The organism is Corallococcus sp. AB018, assembly GCF_003986945.1.
Lineage (GTDB): Bacteria > Myxococcota > Myxococcia > Myxococcales > Myxococcaceae > Corallococcus > Corallococcus exiguus.
The window spans coordinates 1-18,398 of record NZ_RAWR01000016.1; the positions used below are offsets into that span (position 1 = coordinate 1).

At 69.1% G+C, this 18,398-nt stretch carries 8 protein-coding genes; 2 read left to right on the forward strand and 6 right to left on the reverse strand.

Annotated features, from left to right (window positions below; translation table 11 throughout):
* Window positions 1–197 (reverse strand): hypothetical protein (locus D7Y11_RS44115; protein ID WP_148139195.1); only part of this gene is annotated, 197 nt, incomplete at its 3' end.
* A 144-nt stretch (window positions 198–341) separates the two neighbouring features.
* Between D7Y11_RS44115 and D7Y11_RS05740 the strand changes: the two genes are divergently transcribed.
* Window positions 342–833, forward strand: a complete 492-nt coding sequence (locus tag D7Y11_RS05740) for a VOC family protein (protein ID WP_120566104.1) — start codon at window positions 342–344, stop codon at window positions 831–833.
* On the opposite strand, the gene D7Y11_RS05745 is transcribed toward D7Y11_RS05740, so the two are convergent.
* From D7Y11_RS05745 to D7Y11_RS05755, 3 genes are all read right to left on the reverse strand, one after another.
* Window positions 790–1,917 (reverse strand): heparan-alpha-glucosaminide N-acetyltransferase domain-containing protein, encoded by a 1,128-nt coding sequence (locus D7Y11_RS05745; protein WP_126933202.1) that lies wholly within the window; start codon window positions 1,915–1,917, stop codon window positions 790–792. The genes D7Y11_RS05740 and D7Y11_RS05745 overlap by 44 nt on opposite strands.
* A 68-nt stretch (window positions 1,918–1,985) precedes the next feature.
* The gene (locus D7Y11_RS05750; protein WP_126933203.1) at window positions 1,986–3,857 is read right to left on the reverse strand and encodes a hypothetical protein; all 1,872 of its coding nucleotides are present in this window, start codon (window positions 3,855–3,857) and stop codon (window positions 1,986–1,988) included.
* A 450-nt stretch (window positions 3,858–4,307) separates the two neighbouring features.
* A complete protein-coding gene (locus D7Y11_RS05755; protein WP_217275866.1) occupies window positions 4,308–5,297 on the reverse strand; it encodes an alpha/beta fold hydrolase in 990 nt (329 codons plus the stop codon).
* Between the two features lie 82 nt (window positions 5,298–5,379).
* On the opposite strand from D7Y11_RS05755, the gene D7Y11_RS43175 reads away from it, so the two are divergent.
* On the forward strand, window positions 5,380–5,523 hold the full coding sequence (locus D7Y11_RS43175; RefSeq protein ID WP_158620732.1) for a hypothetical protein: 144 nt from the start codon (window positions 5,380–5,382) through the stop codon (window positions 5,521–5,523).
* A gap of 51 nt (window positions 5,524–5,574) precedes the next feature.
* Here the strand turns inward: D7Y11_RS43175 and D7Y11_RS05760 are convergent, their stop codons facing one another.
* The gene (locus D7Y11_RS05760; protein ID WP_126933204.1) at window positions 5,575–17,658 is read right to left on the reverse strand and encodes a non-ribosomal peptide synthetase; all 12,084 of its coding nucleotides are present in this window, start codon (window positions 17,656–17,658) and stop codon (window positions 5,575–5,577) included.
* Between the two features lie 195 nt (window positions 17,659–17,853).
* Window positions 17,854–18,396 carry a DUF3105 domain-containing protein gene (locus tag D7Y11_RS05765; RefSeq protein ID WP_233596728.1) on the reverse strand — a complete coding sequence of 181 codons (543 nt, stop codon included), beginning with the start codon at window positions 18,394–18,396 and terminating at the stop codon, window positions 17,854–17,856.
* Window positions 18,397–18,398 lie beyond the last annotated feature (2 nt).

Consider the following 18,398-nt stretch of genomic DNA (forward strand, 5'->3'; position numbering starts at 1 on the left):
TGAGCGTCTCGTGGGCTCGGAGATGTGTATAAGGGACAGGGGGCGCTCCGGGTGGTCGCCGTGGCCTGCGGCTTGAGCTCGTTGCGCGCCGACACGCCCTGCGCCGGCTCCATGGAGGAGCACGCGCTCACGAGGCTGGCGCAGAGGAGGGCACCACTGACGAAGGACACGCGGCGCTTCGAGAAGAAAGGGGACATGGGCGGCTCCGGGACGACGGGAGGAAGTCAGCGTGCCCCTGGAAACGGCCGACCTCCGGAATGGGTTTATCCGGTGAATTTTTCCCGGACCCAGGCGTGGGCCGCGCTTGCGTGGGGGGACCCCTTTTGCGACGGTCCCCGGCCATGGAGACGACACGACCGTTCCGGATTCTGGGCATCCAGCAGATCGCCATCGGGGGGCTGGACAAGGGCGCCCTGCGCAAGCTGTGGGTGGACACGCTGGGCCTGACGGCCCACGGCACCTACCGCAGCGAGAAGGAGAACGTGGACGAGGACATCGTCGTGGCGGGCGCGGGCCCCTTCAAGGTGGAGGTGGACTTGATGCAGCCCGTCAATCCCGACGGCCGTCCCAAGGTGCACGACCCGGCGCTCAACCACGTGGGTCTGTGGGTGGACGACCTGGCGGTGGCCGTCAAGTGGCTGGAAGGGCAGGGCATGCGCTTCACGCCCGGCGGCATCCGCAAGGGCGCGGCGGGCTTCGACGTGTGCTTCATCCACCCGAAGGCCAGCGATCAGTTCCCGCTGAGCGGAGAGGGCGTGCTGATTGAGCTGGTGCAGGCCCCGCCGGAGATCATCCGCGCCTTCGAACAGGCCGCAGCCAACGCGGCGCACTGAGCAGCCACTGTCCGGCGCGCGCGAAGGCCTTCTTCACCGCGCGCTCCACCGGATCCCACGCGATGCACAGCACGTACGTGCACGCGATGAGCAGCGCGAGCAGGCCGGCGTACTTCAGCCATCCGCTGGAGTCGCCCCACAGCTTCTGGAACGAGAAGACGCCGAAGACGCGGTAGTACAGCAGCATCTCGTGGAAGAAGTACGCGGACAGCGACGAGGTGCCGAAGACTTCCAGGAAGCGACGTGCGCGTGAAGGCTTCGCGTCCGGCGCCATCCGTCCCTCCACCCACAGCAACACGAGCAACACCGCGCAGACCCACATGAAGCGGGTGGCGGAGTTGGACGGGTTGGTGACGAAGAAGCGGTGAGGCGGATAGAGGTCGTTGAGCACGCGCGGCATCAGCGTGCCCAGCAGCCCCAGCGCGATGAGGAAGCCCAGGGCCCGCGCCAGGCCCTTGCGGCCCCACGCCCCCGCGATGCAGCCCGCGAAGGCGCCCAGCCACGCGAAGCCCACCCACGGCACCAGCGGGAAGGGGGCCCAGTTGGACTTGCGCAGGAACGACGCCCACGGCTCGCCCGCGGAGTCGCTGAAGGGCGCCAACGCGAACGCCACCATCGCCAGGACGAAGGCGGTGCCCGCGAGTACGCGCGGACGTGGGGCGAGCAGCGCGGCCATGGGCAGGGTGAGCAGCAGGCACAGCCCCACGCAGTGGAGGATGTCCAGGCGCAGCAGCCACACGGGCTCGGAGCGGATGGGGAACCACACCCAGTTGACGAGCGCGGCGACGGCGAACACCTCCGTGATGCGGCGCAGGTTGCGGCGCACGCGCTCGTTCAGCACTCCGGAGGCGGCGCTGCGCACCATGAGCAGCGCCAGCGCGAACCCGGCGGAGAAGATGAACGCGGGGGCCACCAGCCCGTCTACCTTGAGCAGCCGTCCGGTCCACACGCTCTTGCGCAGCTCGGGTGTGAGCAGCACGAGCGCATGGGTCTGGATCATCAAGAGGACGGAGAGGCCGCGCAGCCAGTCGATGGCGCGCACGCGCTCGCGGGAGACGGGGGCGGCGGAGGGCAGGGTGCTCACGGGGGGCGCTACCCTACGTCGGTCCCGCGAGCGGTTGCACGCGCCCGCGGGACCGGAAACTCGTTGGACTACCAGCTGACGGCGTCGAGGTAGACCGTGCCCATCCACGTGCCCGTCGTCTGGAGCTCCACGCCCAGCTGGTACAGCGGGGTGGTGGATCCGGACGGCAGCTTCACGGTGATGGCGTTCCACGCGCCGGCCTTGAGGCTACTGACGGCGATCCAGTTGCCCGTCCAGCGCCAGTTCGCGGAGGCGCCTTCCAGGGTGTACGGCTGGACGCCGGTGATCTTGCTGCCGGTGGGCAGCCACAGCTGGAACGTCACCGTCTTGCCGGACGGCACGGCCGCGTTGGCCACGGCCACCGTGCCCTTGCCGGACGTGCCGTTGAAGGGCACGGCCAGCGAACGGGTGCCCGCGGAGGCCTTGGCGGTGGTGGTGCTCACGGCGGACAGCGCGGCGCCGCTGGCGCTCCAGCCCTGCGCGTTGGACTCGAAGCCGTACTTCGACGGGTCGGCCGGGGTGCCCGCGTCGGAGGTGCCGGTGCCGCCATCCGTGCCGGCATCCGGACGTGTGCCGCCGTCCACGCCGCCGTCGGTGCCGGCATCCGGACGCGTGCCGCCGTCGGGAGTGCCCGCGTCGACCGGCGGGGTGCCGGCGTCCACGGTGCCTCCATCGGTGGATCCGCCGCCGCCCGGGGGCGGAAGCGTGGTGCCGGCCGCGGGCAGGCTCAGTCCGCCCGCGTTGAGGAACGTGCCCGCGCGCTGCTTCAGGTACGGCTGGCCGTCGGTGCCCTGGTCGTTCTGGTAGGAACTCTGGCCGCCCGCGCCCGCGCCGTACATCAGTGCGACGACGCCTACGTTGGCGAACTTGCGCCGGTGCGCGTCACCGCTCGTGCCGAAGAAGTACTCGGTGCGGTTGTCCTTGTAGCCCTGGCGCGCCCCGCCGCTGTTGTTGATGTTGAGGTGGTTGGAGTTGCCCAGCGGGATCTGCCACAGCATCCAGCGCTTGCCGGAGGTCTGATTCCAGAGGCGCAGCCACTCCGCGTAGCGGTTGTACGAGCGCGACGTGAGCGACGCCGCATCGCTCATGTCCCAGGTGTGATCCGCGCCCTGCGTGAGCCGGTAGAAGTCCGCGTCGCGATCCAGCGGATCGCCCACGACCACGTCGTAGGTGGCGCCGGTGACGTTGGTGCCCAGGCCCAGCGGCTTGAGGAAGTTGACGACCTTGTCCACCTCCGGCTGGAGCGGATCCGTGAGCGAGTTGAACGCGATGTCCTTGCCGCTGGCCCACGCGGAGATGTGCAGGCCCAGCACGACGTTGTTCGCGCCCACGGCCTTGCGCAGCTGGAGGAACGCCAGGCTCCACCCGGCGACGGTGTTGGGCAGGCCCGCCAGCTCCGGCATCCCCGAGGAGGCGATGGCCGCGGGGACGTTGGGGTTGGAGGCCGTCTGGAACTGGAGGAAGCCCACCGCGTCCGGCTCCACGTGGAGGATGACCGGGCTGCCGAAGGCCTTCGCGCGCTGGAGGAGCAGCTTCACGTCCTCGAAGTAGCTGCGCATGGTGGAGGCGTTCTTCAGCTTCGCGAGGGTCTCCTGCTCGCCGCCGCCCGGCTCACCGAAGAGCTGGTAGTAGGTGACGACGGGGACGTAGCCCTGCGCCTTCGACTCGGTGAAGAAGCTGGCCGCCCAGCTGCCGTCGCGGGCGCCGTAGCCCCAGTTGTCCGCCCAGCCCTTGGTGAAGTAGCGGTAGCGCGCGTCCCACGGCACGTTGCTGTCGCGCATCCAGTTCTGGCCGGCCTCCTCGAAGAGGCCCACCATCAAGCGATTCTGGAAGGCCGGGGGCACGGGGCCCTGCACACCCGTGGCGGCCTGGGCGGACAGCGCCCCGAGACACGTCAGCGTCAGCAGCGCCGCGAAAGCGCGTCGAATGGTGTTGGTCATGGAGGCGCTAGTACGCCCAGGCGCCCCCAGTCCTTCCGGTGCCGGCCCGCATCCCCCCTGGACGGCCGCTCACCCTCCACGCCACCGGGCGGGCGCCCTTCGACATCGGACATGGACTCCGGAGGTGGGAGAGTCCCCCCCTGCACGTGCGCCTGCGGCGCTAGCGTGCCCATGTTGGATCACCCGGGCATCTTCCGCGTCGAGGGAATGCAGAAGGCGGAAGGTAACAGCTCGCCGCGCCCCGTCTGGACGGGGCGAGGAGGGGCGAGGCCGGAGCCGGAGGAAGAGAGCCCGTCCTTTGCCGCGACGAGGGAGGAGCCGAAGAAGGAGCGCACACCACGATTGGACTCTCGCCAGGCTGCTACGCAGGACGGAAAGCGCTGGACGTGTTCGCTTGCTCGAAGTGTGGAAACAGGAGATGCGCTCATCCAGCGCGCCTTCGCCGCCCTTTCAAAATGTCTCGAGGAAGGTCTTCATCTCGCGCAGCACCTCGTCATGGTTGGTGAGCCAGACGTAGTGCCGCGCGTGCTCGAGCTTGATGCCCTTCCAGTTCGGCATGCTCATCACGCTCAGCATTTCGGCGTCCCGCTGGAGCGCCCTGGCGCTCAGGGTCCTCAACTTCTCCTGCACGGGAAGGTCCATTTGGGAGAAGCCTGGGAGGTCCTCCGCCCGCCCGGACCGAGGCTGATCCACGTAGAGGAAGAGCACGGCCGCCGTCACGGCCGCGAAGTCCACCTGCGAGAAACCCTTCATCACCCGCTCCTCCGCGTGCGGCCACCTGCGGGCGCGCAGGTAGTGCCCGGTCTTCGGATCGAACTCGTTCGCCTCGTCGATCTCGTGCGCGGGGAACGCTCCTCCGACGTCACGCGCGAGCGCGGCGGCGAGCGCGGCGCGTGAGGCCACGTCCTCGGGAGCGGGCTCGCTCGGAGGAGGCATGGGCAGGACCGAAAGGAGCTCCGCCAGCAGGTCACCGTTGGTCCTCACGTCCAGGTAGACCACCTTCTCCACGCGCTCCGGGTGATGGGTTGCCACCCAGGTGAGCTCTGGCCCGGCGGCGGAGTGGCCCACGAATGACGCCTTCGCGATTCCCAGCCCCTCCAGCACCCGGACGACGTCCTCGCCCAGGGTGGCGGTGTCGTAGCCCTGCTCGGGCCAGCTCGACGAGCCAAACCCCCGGCGGGTGACGGCGTAGACGTGATGGGCCGCGGTGAACTCCGGCGCGAAGGTGTCGAACACGTGGCCCGTGTTGCCCAGGCCCGACAGGAAGACGAGCGCGGGTCCCTGGCCTCCGAAGTCGAGCAGCTCGAGCTCGACCCCCTCGGCCACCTTCACCCGCTTCACCTGATGCAACGCGCTGGAGTCGGCAGAAGCCGGGACCGGGACGGACTTCGTCGTCACACAGGCAAACAGCGGCAAGCAGAGGAGGAGGAGTTTTCGCATGGACTGACTCAACTACAGGGAATGCGGAGACCACCAGGGAAGCCCATGGGTAACAGCTCGCCGCGCCCCATCTGGACGGGGCGTGGATGAGCCCCCGCCCGGCTTCGAGGAAGCCGCGGCGGAGCTGGAGAAGACCGTGACGGAAGCGGGGCAGGTCCTGGTGGAGCTGGGACGCCGGAGCCGCCGTCCTTCGTCGGTTCGTGTGGACGACATCACCACGAGATAGCGGAAGGCTGGGCCGTCATGTGCCCCCAGTGTGCCTTTGCTACCCGCGCCGCTACGCGACCGAGCTCCGGACCACGGCGTCCTCGATGCGTCGCAGGCACGCGGTCAGATGCCGCGCCAGGGTCTCGACGTTCGGCGGTTCGATCATCGTCTGGTGATTGCCGGGCACGGGCAGCACCTCCAGTCCGTGCCGCACGAGCATCTGCCAGGGCTGTTCCGGGTGCAGCGGATGGGGTGGCACGTGGACCTGGGCCTTCAGGTATGTGGCCGCGCCCTCGTAGGGCACGGGCGCATAGCTGAAGAGGGCGCGCATGTGGGCCTTCCACACGTCCAGGAAGATCTCCAGGTCGCGCAGCGAATACGAGTCCGGCACGGTCGCGCCTTCGCGCGCCTGGCGCAGCACCTCCTTCATCTGCTCGTGCGGAGGCATCGCGCGCAGGCGCTGGGCGAGCGTCGGTGTGTCATCTCCGAACATGGCCGCGAGCAGCGCGGCGTCGTCCTCGAACTGCGTCGGCATCTGACCCGGGCCGGGCGTGTCGAGGAAGACGAGCAGCTCCGGAGGAACGCCCAGCTTGAGCATGCGCTGGGCCATCTCATAGACGATGGTGCCGCCCATGGAGAGGCCCACGAGGTAGTAGGGCCCCTGGGGCTGCCACTGGAGCATCAAGTTCAGGTGATGTGACGCGAGCGCCTCGATGCTGCTCAGTGGCGGGCACTCGCCATTCACGCCGGGGGCCTGGAAGCCGTACACCGTGCGGTCGGGGCCGAGCGCCCGCACGAGGTCCTGGTAGCAGAACACCGTGCCGCCCACCGGATGCATGCACCACAGCGGCGGAAGGTCCGAGCGTCCCTGCTGGAGCTGCACGATGCCTTCCGGGAGCGCGGGGCCTGCTTCGGCCACTGGTGCATCCGGCGTGAGCTTCGCCTGGATCCACTGGGCCATCGCCGCGACCGTTGGACTCTGGAAGAGGACCTGGAGCGGGACCTTGAACGGGAAGTGCTCCGACAGCTTGGAGACGAGCTGCGCCGCGAGCAGCGAGTGGCCGCCCAGGTCGAAGAAGCTCGCGGTGACGCTGATGACCGTGCGCCCCAGGACCTCCGCCCAGATGTCCGCGATCTGTTGTTCCAGCGGCGTACGAGGCATCACGCCGGCCTCCTCCGTGTCCGTGCTGTCGGAAGGACGAGGCAGCGCGCGGCGGTCCACCTTGCCGTTCGCGTTGAGCGGCAGTGCGTCCATCAGCACGAACGCGGAGGGGACCATGTGGCTGGGGAGCGAAGCCTGGACGTGAGAACGCAGGTCGCTGGCCGTCACCGTGTCGCGGTACGTGACGTAGGCGACCAGCCGCTTGTCACCAGGCGAATCCTCGCGCACGAGCACCAACACTTCGCGCACGGCCGGGTGCTGGCGCAGCACGGCTTCGATTTCCCCGGGCTCGATGCGGAAGCCGCGCACCTTGACCTGGTGGTCGCGGCGTCCCACGAAGTCGAACGCACCGTCGTAGCGCTGACGGACGAGGTCGCCAGTGCGGTAGAGCCGGGCTCCTGGAGTAGAGGCGAAGGGGTGGGGCACGAAGGCAGTGGCCGTGAGGTCGGGCCGCTCCCAGTAGCCCCAGGCGAGGCCGTCACCGCCGACGAACAGCTCACCGACGATGCCCGGCGCCACCGGGTGCAGGTGCGCGTCCAGCACGTAGGCCGTGCTGTTGGAGAGGGGCTTGCCAATGGGCACCGTGCCCGCGACGGACTCCGTGACGAGATGCCACGTGCTGAACGTGGTGTTCTCCGTGGGGCCGTAGACGTGCACCAGCCTGCGAGGCCCACCGTGTTCGCGCAGCCGGTTCACGCAAGCCGGGTCTGATGCCTCGCCACCGAAGAGGAGCGTGGACAGGCCGTTGAAGGCCGTGGGCTCCATCCGGGCGACGTGGTTGAAGAGGGCCGTGGTGAGGAACAGAGCGGTGATGCGCTCGTCCCGCAGGCCCCGGGCCAGCGTCGCGGGATCGATGATGTCTTCCTTCGAGAACAGGACGAGCGTCGCGCCGTTGAGCAGCGCACCCCACACCTCGAAGGTCGAGGCGTCGAAGGACACCGTCGCGGCCTGGGCCACGCGGTCGCCTGGACCGAAGGGGATGTAGTCCGGATCCATCACCAGCCGCATCACGGCCTGATGCGGAACGCAGACGCCCTTGGGCCGGCCCGTGGAACCGGATGTGTAGATGACGTACGCAGGCTCCAGGGGATGGAAGCGCGTCGCATCGTAGGGCGAGCCGGACTGCGCGGGGGCCTCCAACGCATCGATGCGGATGGGTCCCACGCTGTCTGAAGTGAACCGGATCGAGGATGTCGTGCCCGTGATGATCCGATGCACCTTCGCATCGGAGATCATGAGGGCCAGTCGATCCACCGGGTAGTCCGAATCCAACGGCACGTAGGCGCCACCCGCCTTGAGCACGGCGACGAGCGCCACGATGAGGTCGATGGAGCGCGGCAGGCACACGCCCACGCGGGGCGCATCCGGCCCGATGCCCTGCGCCTTGAGCGTCCACGCGAGCTGATTGGCGCGGGCGTCCAGCTCCGCGTAGGTGAGCGATTGGGCGCCATGCCGCACGGCGATGGCCTCCGGGCGCGTGGCCACCTGGGCTTCGAAGGCCTGCACCAGGGAGCTGTCCCTCGGATAGGGCCGGCTCGTCTCGTTCCATTCCGTGAGGACCTGCTGGCGCTCTGCTTCGGACAGCCAGGGCAGGTCATGGATGGCGGCATCGGGCTGGTGCAGCGCGCCTTCGAGGATGCGACGGAAGTGGTCCGCCATCCGTTCGAGGGCGCGGGGCTCGAACAGCGAGGTCGCGTACTCGAGCGTGCCGCTGATTCCTTCCTGAGTTTCGGTCAGGGCCAGGGTGAGGTCGAACTTGGAGGTCGGGGTCTGGAACTCCAGCGCCTGGACCTGGAGACCCGGAAGCTGGGGCGGTGTCCCGGGCGCGTTCTGCAAGGTGAACATCACCTGCACCAGCGGCCCGTGGCTCAGGGCGCGTTCGACGTGCAGTTCCTCGACGAGCTTTTCAAACGGCAGTTCCTGATGCGCGTACGCGCCCAGCGCCCGGTCCCGCACCTGCCGCAGCACTTCACGGAACGACGCACCGTCGCGCAGGTGGGCCCGCAGCGGCAGCGTGTTGACGAAGAAGCCGATGAGGCCTTCCACCTCCTCGCGGGTGCGGTTGGCGATGGGCGTGCCGACGATGAAGTCCCGCTGCCCGCTGTAGCGCGACAGCAGCAACTGGAAGCCCGCCATCAACGTCATGAACAGCGTGGCTCCTTCCTGGCGGCCCAGGCCCGTCAGTGCGTCGAGCACGGTGCGGGGGAGGGTGAACTCGTGGGTGGAGCCCGCGAACTGCTGCACGGTCGGACGAGGATGGTCGGTGGGCAGCTCCAGGACGTGCGGCGCGTCCGCCAAGTGCTGCTTCCAGAAGTCGAGCTGCCGCTGGAGCACCTCACCCTGGAGCCAATGGCGCTGCCACGCCGCGTAGTCCGCGTACTGCACGGGCAGGGCCGCCAGGTCCGAGGCCCGGCCTGCGTGATGCGCCTGATATCCGGCGGACAGCTCGCGGTAGAGCACGCCCATCGACCAGCCGTCGGACACGATGTGATGCAGGTTGAGCAGCAGCACATGGTGTCCAGCGTCCTCGCGCACCAGGAGGGCGCGGAACAGCGGACCCTCCGCGAGGTCAAAGGGTGTCTCCGCGTCCTCGCGCAGCAGGGCTTCCGCCTCGGTCCTGGAGGATGCTTCGACCCGGCGAAGGGACACGGGCATCCGGGGGAGGATGCGCTGCACGGGGACTCCTTCCCCCGGGAACACCGTGCGCAGGGATTCGTGCCGGTCCACCAGTGCCTGGAGCGCATGCTCCATCGCGTCCACGTTCAGCGTGCCTTCCAGCCGCAGCACCATGGGCATGTTGTACGCGGCCCGGTCCGAGTGGAACTGGTTGAGGAACCAGAGCCGCTCCTGCGCGAACGACAGGGGCGGCGGTCCCTCGCGCTGCCAGGTCCGGAGCGCGGGGCCGGACAGGGACGGGTCCTGCGTGCGGCCTTCCAACGCGCGTGCCATGCCTTCGATGGTCGGGAACTCGAAGAGGGTCCGCACAGGGACAGGAATGCCCAGCGCCTGTGAGGTCCGGGAGACGATCTGCGTGGCCAGCAGCGAATGCCCACTCAGGTCGAAGAAGTTCGCATCGACGGGGACGTGAGCGCGCTGGAGCACCGCGCACCAGATGGCGCTCAACGTCTGTTCCAGGGCAGTCAGGGCCCGTGTGCCCACCGTTGCCGAAGCCTCGCTGTCTGGCACTGGCAGCGCGCGGCGGTCCACCTTCCCGTTGGGCGTCATGGGCAGCGCGTCCAGCAGCACGAACGCGGAGGGGACCATGTGACTGGGGAGCGAAGCCTGGACATGCGCGCGCAGGTCGCTGGCCGTCACAGCGTCACGGAAGGTGACGTAGGAAACCAATCGCTTGTCACCGGGCGAGTCCTCACGCACGAGCACCAGTGCTTCACGCACGGCAGGGTGCTGGCGCAGGACGGCTTCGACTTCACCGGGTTCGATGCGGAAGCCGCGCACCTTGACCTGATGGTCGCGGCGGCCCACGAAGTCGAACGCGCCGTCATGGCGTTGCCGGACGAGGTCGCCGGTGCGGTAGAGCCGGGCGCCGGGCACGGAGGCGAAGGGGTGGGGAATGAAGGCGGTAGCGGTGAGGTCTGGCCGCTCCCAGTAGCCCCACGCGAGGCCGTCACCGCCGACGAACAACTCGCCCACGATGCCCGGCGCTACCGGGTGCAGGTGCGCGTCCAGCACGTACGCCGTGCTGTTGGAGACGGGGCGCCCGATGGGCACCGTCACCGCATCGGGTTCGACGTGTGTCGGAGAGAACCACGTGCTGTACGCGGAGTTCTCCGTGGGGCCGTAGGCGTGAACGATGTGCTCCGGCGCGCTGTCGGAGAGGATGGCGCGGATGCAGGCCGGGTCCGCGGCCTCGCCACCGAACAGGAGCCACCGCAGGCCCTTCAGCAGCGACGGGTCGGTGCGCGCGACGTGGTGGAGGAGCGCCGTGGTCAGGAACAGGACCGTGATGCCTTCGTCGTGGACCCGCGTCGCGAGCACGGTGGGCTCGATGACCTCTTCCTTCGACAGGAGGACCAGCGTCGCGCCATTGAGCAGGGTGCCCCACAGCTCGAAGGTCGAGGCATCGAACGCGACCGTGGACGTCTGGGCCACTCGATCCTCGGGACGCAGTTGGATGAAGTCCGGATCGAGGACGAGACGGGCAACGCCCCGGTGCGGAATGCATACGCCCTTGGGCCGGCCCGTGGAGCCGGACGTGTAGATGATGTGCGCCAGGTCATCCCCCGTGCAGACATCCGGAGGCGCATGGCGTTCCATCCCCGCCGGGAGCGCATCCAGCCGCAGGACCGTCCACGGCCCTTCGGGGACCTGACCCGCGAGCGCTGATTCGGTGACGACCGCGACGAGCCGCGCATCCGTGGCCATGAAGGCCAGGCGGTCCGCCGGGTAGTCCGGGTCCAGCGGCACGTAGGCACCCCCTGCCTTGAGGATGGCGACCAGCGACACGACGAGGTCGATGGAGCGCGGCAGGCACACGCCGACACGCGGTGCATCCCGTCCGACGCCCTGGGCCTTGAGCGCCCACGCGAGCGGATTGGCGCGAGCGTCCAGCTCCGCGTAGGTGAGCGCAGCCGAACCGTGACGCACGGCGAGGGCATCCGGGCGCGCGGCCACCTGCGCGTGGAATGCACGCACGAGCGAGGCGTCGCGCGGGTAGGGCCGTGCGGTGTCGTTCCAGGTGGCAAGGACCTGCTGCCGCTCGCCTTCGGACAGCCAGGGCAGGGCATGGATGGCCGCATCGGGCTGATGCAGCACCCCTTCGAGCAGGCGGTGGAAATGCCCGGCCATCCGCTCGATGGTGCGGGGCTCGAACAGCGCGCTCGCGTATTCGAGGACGCCGGAGAGCCCGTCGCCGGTCTCCTCCAGCATCAGGCTGAGGTCGAACTTGGACGTCTGAAGCGACAGCTCCAACGCCTGGACCTGGAGGCCCGGGAGCTGGGGCAACGTGCCAGGGGCGTTCTGCAGGGCGAACATCACCTGCACCAGCGGCCCGTGGCTCAATGAGCGTTCGACGTGCAGCTCCTCGACGAGCTTTTCAAACGGCAGTTCCTGATGCGCATACGCCCCCATGGCCCGGGCCCGCACCTGACCCAGCACTTCACGGAACGACGCGCCGTCGCGCAGGTGGGCCCGCAGCGGCAGCGTGTTGACGAAGAAGCCGATGAGGCCTTCCAGCTCCTCCCGCGTGCGGTTGGCGATGGGGGTGCCGACGATGAAGTCCCGCTGTCCGCTGTAGCGCGACAGCAGCACCTGGAAGCCCGCCAGCAGCGTCATGTACAGCGTGGCCCCTTCCTCGCGGGCCAGGGCCTCCAGCGACTGACGAAGAGTGGAGGGCAGCGTGAAACGGAATGAGGCGCCGTCGAAGCGCTGCACCGCGGGGCGCGGACGGTCCATGGACAGCTCCAGGACATGCGGCGCGTCCGCGAGCTGCTGCTTCCAGAAATCGAGCTGCTCCTGGAGCACGTCACCCTGGAGCCACTGGCGCTGCCATGCCGCGTAGTCCGCGTACTGCACGGGCAGCGGTGACCGTCGTGGCGACTGGCCCTGGAGACGCGCGCGGTACTCGTCGGACAGCTCGCGGTAGAGCACGCCCAACGACCAGCCATCGGACACGATGTGATGCAGGTTGAGTACCAGCACCGAGCACGTGCCTTCGAGCTGGAGCAGGAGCACCCGGAACAGAGGTCCCCGCGCGAGGTCGAAGGTCTGGTCCGCCTCCTGCCGCAGACGAGCCTGGACCCGCGAGTCCTCCGGTCCCGGCGCGTCGAGCCGCTGGACCTCCAGCGTCAGGACCGGCACCTCGGCGATGTGTTGCGTGGGGCGGTCGCCTTCCGGGAACGTAGTGCGAAGGGACTCGTGTCTCAGCACGAGCGCTTCCAGGCTGGCGCGCAGCACCTCGACGTCCAATGGGCCGTCCAGGCGCAGGGCCATGGGCATGTTGTAGACGCCGGGCACATCGTGCAGCTGCCCCAGGAACCAGAGCCGCTCCTGCGCGAAGGACAGCGGAAGCGGTTCGGATCCGCGAGGCGCCACGGGGATGCGCGAGTCCTCCCGGTGTCCTTGCGCGAGCAGGCCTTCTACGATCCGGACGAACGCCTCCAGACGCGGGGATTCAAAGAGCGCGCGCACGGAGAGCGGCACGCCCAGCGCCTCCCGCACGCGGGACACCACCTGCGTGGCCAGCAGCGAGTGCCCGCCCAGGTCGAAGAAGTGCGAGTTCGCTCCCACTTCGCGCCCGCCCAGCACGGCGGCCCAGATGCTGGCGATCCGTGCTTCGAGCGGGGTCCGGGGCGCGATGAAGCCCTCGGTCGCTGAAGCTCCGGGGACAGGCAGCGCGCGCCGGTCGATCTTCCCGTTGGGCGTGAGGGGCAATGCCTCCATCACCACGAACGCGCCAGGCACCATGTGGCCCGGGAGCCGTGCCTGGAGGAACTCACGGAGCACCGCGTCCGTGACGTCCGTGGCCGCGACGTAGGCCACGAGCCGGCGGTCGCCCGGCGTGTCCTCGCGCAGCAGCACGAGCGCCTCCCGCGCGGCGGGGTGCTGCCGCAGGGCCGCTTCGACTTCGCCCAATTCGATGCGGAAGCCGCGCAGCTTCACCTGATGGTCACGGCGGCCCACGTACTCCAGGACGCCATCCACCCGCTGACGGACCAGGTCTCCGGTGCGGTAGAGCCGCGCACCGGGCGTGTCACTGAACGGATGGGGGATGAACTTCTCCGCGGTGAGGTCGGGCCGCGCCCAGTACCCGAGCGCCAATCCGTCGCCGCCCACGAACAACTCGCCTACGACACCGGGAGGAACCAGATGGAGCCGGGCGTCGAGCACATGCGCCGTGCTGTTGGCGAGCGGCCCACCGATGGGCACGGATTGGACGCTCGCATGCGGCACGCGGTGCCACGTGCTGAAGGACGTGTTCTCCGTGGGGCCGTACCCGTTGAGCAACGCCGTGGGTCCGCCGTGTGAGAGCACCGCGTTGACGCTGGCGACGTCCGCCGCCTCGCCGCCGAAGATCATCCAGGACAGGTGGCTGAAGGCGTCGGGTCGCGAGCGGGCTACGTGGTTGAACAACGCCGTGGCCAGCACCATGTGCGTGACGCGTTCCTCCTGGAGCCTGCGCGCCAGGACGTCCGGGTCGATGATCTCGTCCCGGGCAAACAGGACCAGCGTGGCCCCGTTGAGCAGCGCGCCCCAGACTTCCAGCGTGGACAGGTCGAACGCGATGGTCGTGGACTGCGCCATCCGGTCGCCGGGCCCCACTCGCACGTAGTCCGGATTGAGCACCAGCCGCACCACGCCCTGATGCGGGATGCACACGCCCTTGGGCCGGCCCGTGGATCCGGACGTGTAGATGATGTGCGCCAGATCCACCGGCATCACGAACTCGGCCGCCGGTGCTTCCACGGCATCCCACGGCACATCCATGCACACGGGCGTCCACGAACCCGAGGGCAACCCGGACGCCAGCGCCTCGTGCGTGACGATGGCGACGAGCCGCGCATCCGTGGCCATGAAAGCGAGCCGCTCGGAAGGATGCTCCGGATCCAGCGGGACGTAGGCGCCGCCCGCCTTGAGGATGGCCACGAGCGACACGATGAGGTCGAGGGAGCGAGGCAGGCACACGCCCACCTGCGGCGTACGCCGTCCCACCCCGAGTGTCCGCAGCCGCCGGGCCAACTGCTCCGCGCGCGCATCGAGCTCCGCGTACGTGAGCGTCACGGCCCCATGGCTTACGGCGACAGCGTCGGGCCGCCGCGCGACCTGGAGCGCGAAGGCGTCCACGATGGACAGCTCCGAAGGGTAGGGACGCGCCGACGCGTTCCAGTCCTGGAGCGCCCGCCGCTGCTCCAGCTCCGACATGAAGACGGCGTCCCCGGTCCCACGGTCCGGCGCTTCGACGAAGCAACGCAGCACCTGGAGGTAGTGCTCCGTCAGGCGCTCGATGGTGGCCGCATCGAACAGCGCAGTGGCGTACTCGATCGTGCCCACGAGCCCGTCGCCGGATTCCTCCAGGGCAAGGAACAGGTCGAACTTGGACGTGCGCGTGTCCAGCGTCAGCGGGGTGACGGTGACGTCCGGGAACTCGAGCCGCGACGTGGGCGCGTTCTGGAGCGCGAACAGCACCTGGATGAGGGGCGTCCGGCTCGCCTCACGTTCGACCTGGAGCGCTTCGACCAGCTTTTCGAAGGGCAGCTGTTGATGGGCATACGCCCCCAGCGCGCGGTCCCGCACCTGCGCGAGGACCTGGAGGAACGAAGGCTCACCCTCGAAGCGGGCACGGATGGGCAGCGTATTGACGAAGAAGCCGATGAGCCCCTCCAGCTCCTTCCGCGTGCGGTTCGCGATGGGCGTGCCCACCACGAAGTCCCGCTGCCCGCTGTAGCGCGACAGCAGCACCTGGAACCCGGTGAGCAGGGCCATGAACAACGTGGCTCCCTCACGGCGGGCCAGTGCCTCCAGTTCCCGGTGCAGCCGGGCCGGCACCGTGAAGCGATGGATGGCGCCCGCGAACCCCTGCACCGCGGGACGCGGCCGGTCGGTGGGCAGCTCCAGCACATGGGGCACGTCCGCGAGCTGCCGCTCCCAGAAGCCCAGCTCCCGCTGGAGCACATCGCCCTGGAGCCATTGGCGCTGCCACGCCGCGTAGTCGGGATACTGGAGGGGCAGGGGCTCCAGGTCCCGAGCGCGGTACGCCGCGGACAGCTCCTGATACAGCACGCCGAAGGACCAGCCGTCGGAGACGATGTGGTGCAGGTTGAGCACCAGCACATGCCGCCGCTCCGCTTCACGGATGAGCAGCGCCCGGAACAACGGACCCCGAGCCAGCTCGAAAGGCCGCTCCGCTTCACGCTGCATGCACGCGAGCGTCTCTTCCTCCGAGCCGGTCTCCGCGCGCTCCAGCGTCACGGGCAGGTGCGCGGCGACGTGCTGGAGGGCGGCGCCTTCGCCAGGGAAGGTGGTGCGCAGGGCTTCATGCCGGTCCACCACGGATTGAAGCGCTTGCTCCAACGCGGCCGTGTCCAGCGGCCCGTCCAGCCGGAACGCGAACGGCAGCGAATACAGCGCGGAGCCCGGCATCCACTGGTCCAGGAACCACAGCCGCTGCTGCGCGAACGACAGCTGTTCCCGCGCGGCATCCGTGCGCGGAGGGATGGGGGCCTCGGTGTGCTCCACCGTCGGCGCGGCTTCCTCCAGCGCGGCGGCGAAGTCTCGCAGGATGGGGTTCGCGAACAGCAAACGCAGCGGCACGGGACGCTGGAGCACATCGCACAGCCGGCCGATGGCCTGCGTGGCCAGGAGGGATTGGCCACCCAGCTCGAAGAAGTCCGCCGTGGCGCCGACCGCGTCCATGCGCAGCACGTCCGCCCAGACCCGAGCAACGGTCTGTTCCAGCGCGGTCTCCGGCGCGACGAAGTCCTCCTCGGCTCCAGGGCAGTCGCGCGGATCCGGCAGTGCCTTGCGCTCCACCTTGCCGTTGGTGGTGAGAGGCATCGCGTCCAGGACGACGATGGCCGAAGGCAGCATGTGCGCGGGCAGATGGTCCTTCAGGTGCGCCCGCAGCATCGGCGCCGTCAGGGGCTCAGATGCCGTCACGTACGCCACGAGCCGCCGGTCGCCCGGCACGTCTTCGCGCACCATCACCACGGCCTCCTGCACGGAGGACTGCAGGCGCAGCGCCGCTTCAACCTCACCCGGCTCGATGCGGAAGCCGCGCACCTTGACCTGGTGGTCCACGCGTCCCACGAAGTCCACGGCGCCGTCCTCGAGCCGCCGAGCGAGATCCCCCGAGCGATACATGCGCGCGCCCGGTTCGGTGCTGAAGGGATCCGGCAGGAACCGTTCGGCGGTGAGCTCCGGACGCTCCCAATAGCCCCACGCGACGCCGCTGCCTCCCGTGTACAGCTCACCCACGGAGCCCGTGGGCAGCTCACGGCCCTCCGGGTCCAGCACGTACATCCGCGTGCCGGAGATGGCATGGCCAATGGGCGCGGGCTCGGAGCCGAGCGGCGCGCACAGGAGCTGGCAGCTCGTGAACGTCGTGTTCTCCGTGGGGCCGTAGCAGTTGAAGATGCGCGTGCGCGGCAGTGCCTCCAGCGCCCGGCGCGCATGGGGCAGCGACATCACCTCACCCCCCGTGTAGAGCTGACGCAGTGTCTCCGTGCCCGGCAGGCCCCGGTCCACCAGCGTGTTGAACAGGCCGGTGGTGAGGAACGCCGTCGTCACGCTCTCTTCGCGCAGGAAGTCTCCCAGCTCGTCCAGCGCGGAGGCTCCACGCGAGAACACCGCCACACGGCCGCCGTTGAGCAGCGGACCCCAGAGCTCGAACGTGGACGCGTCGAAGGCCACCGGTGCCAGTTGCAACAGCACTTCATCCGCGCCCAGGTGGACGTAGTCCGCATCCAGCACCAGCCGCAGCACGCCCCGGTGGGGCACGCACACGCCCTTGGGACGGCCCGTGGATCCGGACGTGAAGACGACATAGGCCAGGTCGTCCTCCACGACGTCGCGCGCGACGGGCCCGTCGCTGAAGCCCGCCAACGCATCCGCGTCCGTGTCCAGCCGGAGCGTGTGCCAGTCCCCCGACGGCAGGTGCGACTCCAGCCCGGAATGCGTGACGATGATCCGCACGCGCGAGTCCGTGGCCATGAAGGCCAGCCGCTCCGAGGGGTACTCCGGATCCAGCGGGACGTACGCACCGCCCGCCTTGAGGATGCCGACCAGCGTGACGATGAGGTCCACTGAGCGCGGCAGGCATACACCCACCTGTGGCCGTTCGCGGCCCACGCCCCGTGCCTTCAACCATCCCGCGAGCCGGTTTGCTCGCGCATCCAGTTCCGCGTACGTGAGCTGCTGTCCGTCACAGCGGACGGCGATGGCCTGGGGACGGAGCACGGCCTGGGCCTCGAAGGCCCCAGCGATGTTCCGTGGAGCCAGACCCCGTGGGGAGACGGGGGCGTCGACGGTGTCGGTCATGTCGACGCGCCACCCCCGACAAAGGGGGTGGTGAACTCAGGACCGCCCGGGGGAACGCAGGCGGGTCAAACAGGGGCGGCGCGTGTCTCGGATTAAGAGACCCTGAGGCAGTGCACGCAAAAAATTGGCGACACGTGACACCCTGACGCGGTGCTCTCACTCGTGTCTGCCATTTATTCCGTGATCGCTGTCATTTCACGGAGGGCAGATCAATCCGGGTTCAATTGCATCCACATCCTGGAGCGCGAGCAGACACGTGAGCGCGTCCGGATCCACGGAGTCCATCAGGTACGTGCGGCGCCACAGCAGCGCGGCGAAGCGCTTGGGCAGTTGTGAGTCCGGAGCGACGAGCGCGCGGCGCACGCCGTTGCTGCCCACCGCGGCCTGTGCCTGCGCGGCCTCCAGCTTCGCGACCTCGTCGGGGCAGCCTTCCGGGCAGTTGTAGAGGAACACCGCGTGGCCGTGCTCCAGGTTGTGGATCCACGAACAGCGCGGCTGCTCCGTGTCGAAGCTGCGGCACGACAGCCACGTGGGGCAGTGCAGGCCGGAGTTGGGCGGGTTCTCACCGTTGCCACACGCGGTGCTGCTGCACGAACTCACGTGACTGGCCGACGACGTGTCCGACAGCGGGAACGAATACTGCTCGCAGGCTTCGCCACCGGGGTTGGGTGGATCATCGTTCGTTGAACCGCAGGCGAGGCACAGCGAGAAGAGGAGGGCGGAGAGGGCGCGAGGCATTC